The sequence below is a fragment of the Thermodesulfobacteriota bacterium genome (assembly GCA_040755095.1).
GTDB lineage: Bacteria > Desulfobacterota > Desulfobulbia > Desulfobulbales > JBFMBH01 > JBFMBH01.
In genome coordinates this window covers 1-10,948 of record JBFMBH010000145.1, presented here as the reverse complement: position 1 = coordinate 10,948, position 10,948 = coordinate 1, and the positions used below count along the sequence as shown (strand labels likewise).

Genomic DNA, 10,948 nt, shown 5'->3' with positions numbered 1-10,948 from the left:
CAGCCCCGGCACCAGGGCCAGCAGCAGGCCCGCTGTGGCCAGACGGCAGGTCCGGCGGGGAGACGTCACCGGCGAGGTGGCTTTTCCATTCAAGGTCTTTTCCCTGCTCCTCCCGCGGCCCATGGCTCGGGCCAAGGGGCGATCTTCAGCCTCCGGAGGCCTGACCATGCTCATTGTCATGAAACGGGATGCCAGCCCGACCGAGGTCGAGGCGGTCCTGGCCCGGGTGCGGGCCCTGGGCTTCACCCCGCAGCCCATCCCCGGGCCAAGCCGCACCGCCATCGGCGTACTCGGTAACCAGGGCTACGTGGACGAGGACCCCTTCCGGGAGCTGTCCGGCATCCGGGAGCTCATCCATGTCTCCAAGCCCTACAAGCTGGTGAGCCGGGACTTCCACCCCGGCGACACCGTGGTCGCGGTGGGCGGGGTGCGGGTGGGCTGGGGGGAGGCACCGGTCCTCATCGCCGGCCCTTGCGCGGTGGAGAACGAGGCCCAGATCGAGGCCGCGGCCGACCTGGCCAGGGCCGGCGGGGCGCAGTTCCTGCGGGGTGGCGCCTTCAAGCCCCGCACCGGCCCCCACACCTTCCAGGGCCTGGGCTACGCCGGCCTCACCATGCTGGCCGCGGCCGGGCGCCGGGTGGGGCTGCCGGTGGTCACCGAGGTGATGCGCATCGACCAGCTGGAGAAGGTGGCGGCTCTGGCCGACTGCCTGCAGATCGGCGCCCGCAACATGCAGAACTTCGACCTCCTGAAGGAGGTGGGCAAGCTCAACCGGCCGGTGCTCCTCAAAAGGGGGATGAGCGCCACCCTGGAGGAGTTGCTGGCCGCCGCCGAGTACATCCTGGCGGAAGGCAACGGCCAGGTCATCCTCTGCGAGCGGGGCATCCGCACCTTCGAGCGGGCCTTGCGCAACACCCTGGATCTGGGCGTGGTGCCCTATCTGCGGCAGCAGACCCATCTGCCGGTGGTGGTGGATCCCAGCCATGCCCTGGGCCGCCGGGACCTGGTACCGCCCATGGCCGCTGCCAGCCTGGTGGTGGGAGCGGCCGGCGTGATGGTGGAGGTGCATCCCGATCCCAGCCGCGCCCTGTGCGACGGCCCCCAGTCCCTGGATCCGGCCGGCTTCCGGACCCTGGCCCGGGAGCTGGGTGAGATCGCCGCCCTTTTGCGCCCCGGCCTCACACCTCCACCAGGGTGACGCCGGTGATGTCCGGGTGGTCCCGGAGGGTCTGGATGGCGGCCGGCGGCACTTGGCCGTCCACCGCCACCAGGGACATGGCCATGCCGGTGGCTTGCCGCCGGGACAGGTGCATGTCGGCGATGTTCACCCCGGCCCGGCCCAGGGTGGTGCCGATGATGCCGATCACCCCTGGCCGGTCGTGGTTGGTGACCAGGAGCATGGTGCCGGCCAGGGGCGCCTCGATGAGATGCTCGCCCACCCGCACGATCCGGCAGCCCCGCTCCGGCAGCACGGTGCCGGCCACCAGCATCTCGCCCCGGTCGGTGCCTGCCGACAGGGTAACCAGGCTCGCGTAGCCCAGCCGTTCCGAGGTGAAGCTCTCCTGGACCGCGATTCCCCGCTCCCGCATGCGCACCGGCGCACTCACCAGATTGACCCCCTCGGCCATGACCCGGGTCAGAAGTCCGGCCAGGGCCGCCTGGCTGACCGGCGCCCGCTCCAGATCCACCACCTCGCCGCCATAGGCGATGCCCACCTGCCGGAGCGAGCCGGGCAGGCACTGGGCCAGGAAGGCCCCCAGCCGCTGGGCCAGGTCCATGAACGGGGTCAGGCGCTCCTGCATGGCCGGTGGCACGGATGGGGCGTTGACGGCATTGGTGACCACCCCCTGCTGGAAATAGGCCACCAGCTGCTGGGCCAGGGCCACCGCCACATTCACCTGGGCCTGCTCGCTGGAAGCCCCCAGGTGCGGGGTCAGGACCACCTGCTCCAGTCCCAAGAGGGGGCTGTCGCCGGGCGGCTCCTGGGCAAAGACGTCCAGGGCGGCGCCGGCCAGCCGCCCTTCCTGCAGGGCCTCGGCCAGGGCCGCCTCGTCCACCAGCCCCCCCCGGGCGCAGTTGATGAGCCGAGCGCTGGGCTTCATCCGGGCCAGGGCGGCCCGGTCGATCAGGCCGTTGGTCTCTCGCGTGAGCGGCGTGTGCAGGCTGACGAAATCGGCCCTGGCCAGGAGGTCGGCCAGGGGCACCAACTCCACCCCCAGCCGGCCGGCACTCTCCGGGGTCAGGTAGGGATCGGCGGCCAGGACCCGCATGCCGAAGCTGACCGCCCGGGCCGCGACGAGGCTGCCGATACGGCCCAGCCCGACCAGGCCCAGGATCTGACCATACAGCTCGGTGCCGATGAAGCGGGATTTCTCCCAGTGGCCGGCCCGGAGGCTGCAATCCGCCCGGGCCACGTGGCGCGCCAGGGCCAGCATCAGGGCGAAGGTGTGCTCGGCAGCGGCCATGGCGTTGGCGCCGGGGGTGTTCATCACCAGCACCCCCCGGGCGGTGGCGGCCGGGACATCGATGTTGTCCACCCCGGTGCCGGCCCGGCCCACCACCTGCAGCTGGCGGCCGGCGGCCAGCACCTCGCCATCCACCCGGGTGTGGCTGCGGACGATGAGGCCGTCGGCATCCGCGATGCGGGCCAGGAGCTCCGGCCGAGCCAGCCGGTCATGGACCTCGATGGCCGCCGCGGGCATCGTCTCCAGGATGGCCCGTCCCTCCGCGCGCAGGCCGTCGCTGATCAGGATCTTCATGGCATCTCCCCCTGGCGCTGCCTGGGGATGACTTCCGGCCCCAGGCAGTCCCGGACCAGCCGGGCCAGATCCGGCGTGGTGAAAGGCTTGAGGATGAAGCCCCGGATGCCCAGGAGGCGTGCGGCCTCGGCGTTGATGGCGCTGGAGTATCCGGTGCACAGGATGATGGGCAGGCTCGGTCGCAGCCGGAGGAGGCTCCTGGCCAGCTCGGCGCCGGTGAGGCCGGGCATGGTCTGGTCCGTGATGACCAGGTCGAAGGACTCCGGCTCCCGGCAGAAGAGCTCCAGAGCCTCCTGGCCGTCGGTGGCCACGCTCACCCGGTAGCCCAGCCGCTCCAGGGTCCGCTGGCCGACCTTGACCAGACTGGGGTCGTCGTCCACGACCAGGAGCCGCTCGTGGCCGCGGGGCAACGGGCCGCTGGCGGCGGGCACCGCAGCCGGCGGCTGCTCGATCGCCGGCACCAGGATCCGGAAGGTGCTGCCATGGTCAGGCTCACTCTCCACCCGGATGCTGCCGCCCAGACCGCGAACAATGCCCAGCACCACCGACAGCCCCAGACCGGTGCCTCGGCCCACCCCCTTGGTGGTGAAGTAGGGATCGAAGATCCGCTCCCGGATCCTGGGCTCGATGCCGCAGCCGGTATCCGTGACCGCCAGCTCCACATAGGGCCTGGCGGCCCCCCCTTCCTCGGCGGCCAGCTCGGTTCTGGTCAGCCGCACCTCCAGGACCCCACCCCGCTCCTCCATGGCGTGGAAGGCGTTGGTGGCCAGGTTCATGAGCACCTGCTCGAACTGGCTGGGATCGGCAAGAATGGTGCCCGCCGCCGGATCGATCCGGGAACGGATCTCGATGGTGGAGGGGATGGTGGCCCGCAAGAGCTTCAGGGCCTCCTTGACCAGCGGCACCGGATTGAACGGGATCCGCTCCTGTTCGGCCTGCCGGCCGAAGGCCAGGATCTGCTTGACCAGATCCCGGGCCTTGTGCCCGGAGCTGACCACCGCCTGCAGGTATTCCCGCTGCGGCCCCTCGTCCGGAGCGAAGCCCATGGCCAGCTCGGCAAAGCCCAGGATGGCCGCCAAGAGGTTGTTGAAGTCATGGGCGATGCCACCGGCCAGGGTGCCAAGGGCCTCCATCTTCTGGGCCTGCCGCAGCTGGGCTGCCAGCTGCCGCTCCGCGGTGACGTCCCGGACCACTGCCTGGAAGCAGGCCGGGCCGGACTGACGCTGGCTGGCGGTGATGAGGCAATCGAGGAGCGTGCCGTCCTGGCGGCGCAGGGTGCAGGGCCAGTCCCGCACCCCGCCCGCCACCGCCAGGCTGGCCTCGAAGCGGGCCATCTCGGCAGGCCTGGCGAAGATGCTGGCCACCGGCGTCCCGGCCAACTGCGCCGGCGAGCAGCCCACCAGGGTGTGCATGGCCGGATTGGCCATGAAGAAACGGCCGTTTGCGGCCAGGAAGATGGCGTCCCGGGAGTCGTCGAACAGGGAGCGGTACCGCTCCTCGCTCTCCTGGAGGCTTTCCCGGTCGCGGCGTTGGCGCAAGGCCAGCGCCGCCAGGTCAGCGAAGGCGGCTGCCACCCGGAGGTCGCCGGCGGTGAAGCCTCCGGGCTTGTTGGCCAGACCCATGACGCCCAGGGCTCGGCCGCCGACGTTCAAGGGCGCAAACAGCACGTTGTCCAACGGCACATGGCCGGCAGGAAGGAAGGCCTGCCAGCGGCTGGCGGCGAAATCGTTCTCCAGGATCGGCTGACCGGAGCGGTAGGCCTCGGCCCTGAGGCCGCGAATCGGCATCGGCAGCTCCGGATCCACGGCGCAGGCCCGGTCGCCGGCCTCCAGGAACAGCACCTCGTTCTCCCCGCCGTCGGCGGACAGGAGGGCCACGTAGCCGGAAGAGGAGCCCACCAGACGGGAGCAGTGATCGAAGATCATCCGGGCGGTGGTGGCAAAGTCGGTGTCCTCGAGCACTGCCCGGGCACAAGCCAGGAGGGCCTCGTTGAGGGCCGCCCGCGGCCGGCCGGGGGCGGCCGGCGCCTTCCCCTTCTCTGGGCTGGCGGCAGCGGTGGCGCGGTCAGGCTTCTTCATGGCAGGAGACCAGGCAGCCGCCCCCAGTGGGCGTTGTCGTGAAGCGCACCGGCAGGAAGCGCTCGATGAGCGCCCGGTTGGTCTCGGCGTGCAGACTCAAGGGGCCGGTAGCAAACGAGCCCTGGCCAGCCAGCCCCAGGTAGAGGAGGAGCTGGTCGGCCAGATGCGCCTCCACCGGCCAGCCGGCCTGGGCATGGGCATCGGCCGCAGCCAGGGCCTCGGCGGCCACCGCCTCCGCCGGTCGGCCCCGGACGCCGAAGGCGGTGCAGACCGCCGACAGCTCTCCGAAGGCATCGGCCACCATGACGACATTGGCCGGCTGCCGGCCCGGCAGCTGCCGGACGATCACCGCGGCCGCCGTCATGGCTGCGCCCGCCGCCAGCACCTGCGCTTCCCTCTGGGCCACATGGGCCGGCAGCCCCTGGGACAGGACGAGGGCTTGCCGCCGGCTCCGGGCTGGCCGGACAACCAGGCCCAGGGCAGCAGCCGGCTGGCGGGGCTCTGTCCGGCAGCGGATACGGCCGCCCCCCTCCGGGTAGAAGCCGTGGCGCTCCAGGGTCAACGTGGCCCGGCAGCCCATGGTGGCCAGGACCGGCAGGAAGCTTTGCTCCAGGAACTCCACCGGCGGCGCCAGGGGGTTGTGGGTGCCGCCCTCCACGGTCACCTGGGAGGACCCGTGAGCCCCGAAAAGGATCGGCAGCACGGTCTGCAGCACCAGGGTGGTGGAGCCGGCGGTGCCCACCGCCCAGTGGTGATCACCGGCCGCGGGCGGCTGGCGCGGCTCGAACCGCAATCGCCGGCTGTCCGGCTCGGCGCCCTGGAGCCGGGCACCGCACAGCCGGGCCGCCGCCTGCACCGCAGTCAGATGCTGGCGCCGCAAGCCGGGCCTGGTCCGGTTGCCTCGGATGTTGTCGATGGTGAAGGCCTGACCGGTGAGTGCCGCCAGAGACAGGGCGGTGCGCAGCACCTGACCGCCTCCTTCCCCCATGGTGCCATCGATGACCAGCACGATGCCGCCTCCTCGGGCATTGTGAACGTTTCGTCCATCATAGGCACAGGAGAGGCTGCACTGCAAGGACCGGGGGTTGACGGCCGGCAGCGGCGGATGATAGTGGTCATCCTGCAATCCACGCACAGGGAGGCTTGCCATGGAGATCTTTCTTGCCGGTGGCACCGGCTTTATCGGCCAGGCCCTGGCCCGGCATCTGGCGGCTGCCGGCCATCAGCTGACCGCCCTGGTGCGCCATCCGGACAAGGCCCGCCTGCTGCCGGCCGGCACGCGGATCGTGGCCGGCACCCCTTTGCGGGCCGGTCCCTGGGTGGCGGATCTCAACCGGGCCGACGCAGTGGTGAACCTGACCGGCCGCAGCATCTTCGCCCGCTGGAGCGAGCCGGTGAAGGCCGAGATCCGGGCCAGCCGGCTGCAATCGACCCGCTCCCTGGTGCAGGCCATCGACCCCGGCCGGGGTGCCCGGATGGTCCTGGTCAATGCCAGCGCGGTCGGCTACTACGGCGTGGCGCCGGCGGGGGTCTGCCGGGAGGACAGCCCGCCCGGGGATGACTTTCTGGCCCGGGTCTGTGTCGAGTGGGAGGCGGCAGCCAGAGAGGCGGCGGCCAAGGGCGTGCGGGTGCTCCTGGCGCGATTCGGGGTGGTGCTGGGCCGGGACGGCGGGGCCTTGGCCGCCATGCGGCCCGCCTTCCGCCTGGGCCTGGGCGGCCGGCTCGGCTCCGGAGACCAGCCCTTTGCCTGGATCCACCTCTCCGATCTCACGGCGGCCATCGCCTTCATGCTGGCCACCCCGGCCCTCGCCGGGCCGGTGAACCTGGTGGCCCCCCAGGAGGTGACGAACCGGCAGCTGACCGTCACCCTGGCGCGGCTCCTGGGCCGGCCGGCGGCCCTGCCGGTGCCCGCCGCCATCCTGCGCCTGGCTCTTGGCGAGCTGGGAGGCCTCCTCCTGGGCGGCGGCCGGGTCCGGCCCGGAGCCCTGATCGAGCACGGCTTCCTCTTCCGGTTCCCGGAGCTGGAGGGGGCGCTGGCGGACCTGGTGGCCGGCCGCTGATGGGCGTGACCCCACCCTTCCGGCCGCCCCAGCGAATAGCGAGCCCGGAATGTCCAACCGCCCAAAGGGACAGGAAGAACTGATCGAAAACGTCACCTGCCGGTCCCTTCCGCCTTCGATATTCCGTGTTGGACATTCTGCCGTTCGCCTTCGGGATTACTGCTCCAGGGTAAAGCGGGCGGCCACCCCGGCGGTGGCGAAGTGGGCCAGCACCGCCTTGAGGTCCGCCAGGCTGGCCACCGTGAAGTCCACCCGCCAGGCGGCCGTGCCCGGTGCTTCCGGCGACAAAGCCTGAGCCCGCTCCACGATCCACAGCGGCGGCGCCTCGGACAGGACGTAGAGGATCCACTTGGCGCTGGCGCCGGTGAGCACGATCCGCTGGGGCTTGGGCACCGGCGTCTCCTTGAGCCGCCAGCGCAGCTCCACCACGTCTTCCCGCCGCATCTTGAGATCCCGGAACTTGCCGCAATCCCGCCGGTGCACCGACAGGCCCCGCTCCGAGACCAGGCCGAGAAGACCGCGCTCCACCGGCAGCGGGTGGCAGCAGGCGGACAGCTTGACGCTCACCGGGTCCAGGGTGGCGAGTTGGAACTGGTTGAAGGCGCCGGTGGGTGGCTCCAGGGCCCGGCGGCCCGCCCAGAGCCCGTGCTGGATCTCCCACATGATCTCCCGCAGGCCCAGCCGGCCCTCCCCCACCCCCTGGTAGAGATCGTCCAGGCCGGCCACCTGGAAGTACTCCAGCAGGAAGATCATGCCCTCCCTTTCCAGGACCTCTTGCGGCACCCCATAGCGCCGGAGCTCCTGGCGGACGATCGCTCGCCCCAGCTCCCGGCTGGTGGCGGTGCGGCGGCTGCGGACGATCTTGGCCAGCACGGCCCGGGCCCGGGCCGTACGGCAGCGGGTGAGGATCTCCGGGTCGAAGGGCGCCGGCCTCTCATGGCAGACGATCTCGATCCGGTCGCCGTCGGCCAGCACGTGATCCACCTCCACCCGCTGGCCACCGATCACCCCATGGGAGCATCGCTCGCCGATCTCGGTGTGGATCTGGAAGGCGAAGTCCAGAACCGTGCTTTCCTTGGGCAGCCACTTCTGGTCGCCTTTGGGGGTGAAGGTGCAGATCTCCTTGCGGTCGGTGGCCTGGATGATCTCCCGGTAGGAAAGCTCACCCTCCTGCCCCATGACGTCGAACATCTCCCGGAGCTGGCTCTCGAAGGCCTTGAGGTTCCGGCCGTCCGGGGTCCAGCGGGAAAGGATGCCGATGCGGTAGGCCTCGGCCATGCGGCGGGTGCGGAACTTGAAAAGATAGGTTCGGCCCCAGATGTTGGCGCGGCTGTGCAGGCTCTGGTAGCCGGAGGGCTTCTGGTTGGCGATGTAGTCCCGGATCGAGGTGGGGATGGGCGGAAAGGTGAGGTTCACCACCCCCAGGGCGCGGTAGCAGGCGGGACGGTCATTGACCAGCACGATGAGCTCGACGGCGCCGTCGATCTCGGACCGCAAACGGCGGCCCACCGGATCGTAGTAGGCCCCCAGGCCCTTGGGTCGCACCTCCACCCGCCCCTCCAGCCAGACCCGCCGCATCTCCTCGTCCAGCATCCGCTTGATGGCCTGGACCTCCGGGTCGCTGGGCAGGCTGCCGATATGGGCCAGGAGCCGCTGGGCCTTGCTGGGGAACTTGTGCACCAGGGCGTGGTGAAAGAGCTCCCGCTTCAGCTCGTAGAGGCCCATGAGCTTGGCGATGGGGGCATAGATGTCCAGAGTCTCTTCGGCGATCTTCTGGCGCTTGTCCTGGCGGAGGCTGTCCAGGGTGCGCATGTTGTGCAGCCGATCAGCCAGCTTGACCAGCATCACCTCGATGCGGCTGGCCGCCTCGGCAAAGATCTTGCGATGCACCCGCTTGCGGGCGGTCTGCCGGTCGCCGGTGAGGTCCGGCAGCTTGGTGCAGGCATCGACGATGCCCGCCACCTGGGGACCGAACTCTTCGGTGAGGGAGGCCACGGTGACCAGCTCCGGCACATCCTCCACGGTGTCGTGCAAGAGGGCCGCCGCCAGCACCGCCTGGTCCTTGACCCCCATGTCCCGGACCAGGATCTCGGCCACCGCGCACGGGTGGCTGATGTACGGCTCCCCGGAGCGGCGGCGCTGATCGGCATGGACCCGGGCCGCGAACTCCAGGGCCCGCCAGAAGAGATCGCCGCCTTCCTGGCCGGGCCCGAGCAGCTCCTGCAGGCGGCTGCTGTAGGTCGACAGGTCGAAGGTCGGCGCCGGGCGCTCCCGGCGGCCGTTGGCGCGGCTGCCGGCGCCCGGAAGGGCAGGTCGGACGGTCACGGCTGGGATCCCGGAGACGGCTGCGGCCTTCTGCCGTTGGCGGTCAGGCGCTCCCGCAGCAGGGGAAAGAGGCTGGCGTCGGTGTGGGGAATGAACAGGGAGGCCACGTACTGCTCCTTGAAGGCTGGCACCTCGGAAAGCTCAAAGCTGGTCATCCGGCGCACCACCGCCCGCACGTCCCGCCGGATATGGTTGGACACCGCGCTCATCCGCGCCCCCAAGAGAGAGCCGTTGCCGACATAGAGCACCTTGGCCGGCTCCACCTCCGGCAAGAGACCGATGCTCATGGCGGAGCTGAGGTCAAGGTAGGAGCCGAAGGCGCCGGCCAGGATGATCTGGTCGAGATCGGTGACCGCAAGGCCCACCTCGGCCAGGAGGGTGGTGACGCCGGCGTAGATGGCCGCCTTGGCCCGCAGGAAGTTCTGGATATCCACCTCGGTGAGGACGATGTCCCGGTCGGTGCCGCTCTCCGCCTGCCAGGCGAGAACGTATTCGAAGCCGCTACGGCCCAGTCGCAGGCGGGGACTCTGGCGGTTGCGGTCGAAGCGGCCCTTCTGGTCGATGATCCCATGCTCGAACAGGGTGGCCACCAGGATGAGGAGGCCGGAGCCGCAGATGCCCCGGGGCGGCCGGCGATCGATGGTGCGGTTCATGGGCTCCAGGGTGACCGGATTGATGCGGAAATCGTCGATCGCGCCGGTGGCGGCCCGCATGCCGTGGGTGATGCCCCCGCCTTCGAAGGCCGGCCCGGCGGAGCAGGCGGCGCAGGCCAGCCAGTCCCGGTTGCCGATGACGATCTCGGCGTTGGTGCCGATGTCGATGAAGAGGGTGAGGGCCTCGGTGCGGTACATCCCCGAGCCCATGACCCCGGCGACAATATCGCCGCCAACATAGCTGGAGATGGCGGGATACGCCAGGACCACGGCATGGGCGGCCAGGGCCAGGCCCAGATCCGAGGCACGGATGGGCGCGAACAGGGTGGAGACCGGCACATAGGGGGCGCGGCGGATGTTGTGGGGCTCCAGCCCGAGGAAGAGGTGGGTCATGGTGGTGTTGCCGGCCACGGTGATGGCGTCGATCTCGTCCCGATCGACGGCGGCCTCCTCCAGAAGCCGGCCGATGATGCCGTTCACGGTGCCCACCACCAGCTTCTGCATGGTATCCAGGCCGCCCGGCCGCTCGGCGTAAATGATCCGGGAGATGACGTCCTCGCCGTAGCCGATCTGGCTGTTGTAGTCGCCGGCCTCCGCCCGGACTTGGCCGTTGTGCAGGTCGATGACCTGGCCCTGGATGGTGGTGGTGCCGATGTCCACCGCCAGGGCGAAGGCCCGGTGGCTCCAGTTGCCCGCCTGGACGTTCACCACATGGGTACGGGCAACCCGGTTGACCGGCCGGCCCAGGGTGGCGGTGACCAGGAAGTCCTTCTCCCGCATCACCCGCCTAAGCTTGCGCAGCACCGGCAGGCCGATGAGGAGCCGGCGCTCGCCGTACTGCTCTGCCAGGCCCCGCACCAGCCGGCCGGCATCCGCCGTGTTGTCCCCGGCTGCGGGCGGCGGCAGCTCCAGGCAGACCTTCTCCACCGGCGGCAGGAAGATGCCCTCCTCCCGCAGCTCCTCCAGATCCACCCGGCAGACCTGGGCCCGATGCCGGCTGCCGGCAGGCACCAGCACGGCGCCCGCCGCCAGGCCCGACTCCTGGGGGATGCGGATGGTGCAGTCGCTAAGCG

At 70.7% G+C, this 10,948-nt stretch carries 7 protein-coding genes; 2 read left to right on the top strand and 5 right to left on the bottom strand.

Going from position 1 to position 10,948, the window contains the following annotated elements; translation table 11 throughout:
* Nucleotides 1-166 precede the first annotated feature (166 nt).
* Nucleotides 167-1,198, top strand: coding sequence for a 3-deoxy-7-phosphoheptulonate synthase (aroF, locus tag AB1634_16745; protein ID MEW6221163.1), 1,032 nt, complete (start codon nt 167-169; stop codon nt 1,196-1,198).
* On the opposite strand, the gene serA is transcribed toward aroF, so the two are convergent.
* The 3 genes from serA to rtcA are packed head-to-tail and all read right to left on the bottom strand — an operon-like array spanning nt 1,179 to nt 5,846.
* On the bottom strand, nt 1,179-2,759 hold the full coding sequence (serA, locus tag AB1634_16740; GenBank protein ID MEW6221162.1) for a phosphoglycerate dehydrogenase: 1,581 nt from the start codon (nt 2,757-2,759) through the stop codon (nt 1,179-1,181). The two genes, aroF and serA, sit on opposite strands and share 20 nt — an antisense overlap.
* Nucleotides 2,756-4,837 (bottom strand): response regulator, encoded by a 2,082-nt coding sequence (locus AB1634_16735; protein MEW6221161.1) that lies wholly within the window; start codon nt 4,835-4,837, stop codon nt 2,756-2,758. The genes serA and AB1634_16735 overlap by 4 nt, the downstream gene beginning before the upstream one ends.
* The gene (gene rtcA / locus AB1634_16730; protein ID MEW6221160.1) at nt 4,824-5,846 is read right to left on the bottom strand and encodes an RNA 3'-terminal phosphate cyclase; all 1,023 of its coding nucleotides are present in this window, start codon (nt 5,844-5,846) and stop codon (nt 4,824-4,826) included. The genes AB1634_16735 and rtcA overlap by 14 nt, the downstream gene beginning before the upstream one ends.
* 139 nt (nt 5,847-5,985) lie before the next feature.
* Between rtcA and AB1634_16725 the strand changes: the two genes are divergently transcribed.
* Nucleotides 5,986-6,897, top strand: a complete 912-nt coding sequence (locus AB1634_16725; GenBank protein ID MEW6221159.1) for a TIGR01777 family oxidoreductase — start codon at nt 5,986-5,988, stop codon at nt 6,895-6,897.
* 156 nt (nt 6,898-7,053) lie between these two features.
* On the opposite strand, the gene AB1634_16720 is transcribed toward AB1634_16725, so the two are convergent.
* Nucleotides 7,054-9,222 carry an HD domain-containing protein gene (locus tag AB1634_16720; GenBank protein ID MEW6221158.1) on the bottom strand — a complete coding sequence of 723 codons (2,169 nt, stop codon included), beginning with the start codon at nt 9,220-9,222 and terminating at the stop codon, nt 7,054-7,056.
* A partial coding sequence (locus AB1634_16715; GenBank protein ID MEW6221157.1) for an ASKHA domain-containing protein occupies nt 9,219-10,948 on the bottom strand: 1,730 nt, incomplete at its 5' end. The genes AB1634_16720 and AB1634_16715, both read right to left, overlap by 4 nt.

What these genes read in the sequence shown, in the direction of transcription:
- AB1634_16735 (MEW6221161.1), bottom strand. Translation starts at nt 4,837, where the DNA reads ATGAAGAAGCCTGACCGCGCCACCGCTGCCGCCAGCCCAGAGAAGGGG.
- AB1634_16725 (MEW6221159.1), top strand. Translation starts at nt 5,986, where the DNA reads ATGGAGATCTTTCTTGCCGGTGGCACCGGCTTTATCGGCCAGGCCCTG.
- serA (MEW6221162.1), bottom strand. Translation starts at nt 2,759, where the DNA reads ATGAAGATCCTGATCAGCGACGGCCTGCGCGCGGAGGGACGGGCCATC.
- aroF (MEW6221163.1), top strand. Translation starts at nt 167, where the DNA reads ATGCTCATTGTCATGAAACGGGATGCCAGCCCGACCGAGGTCGAGGCG.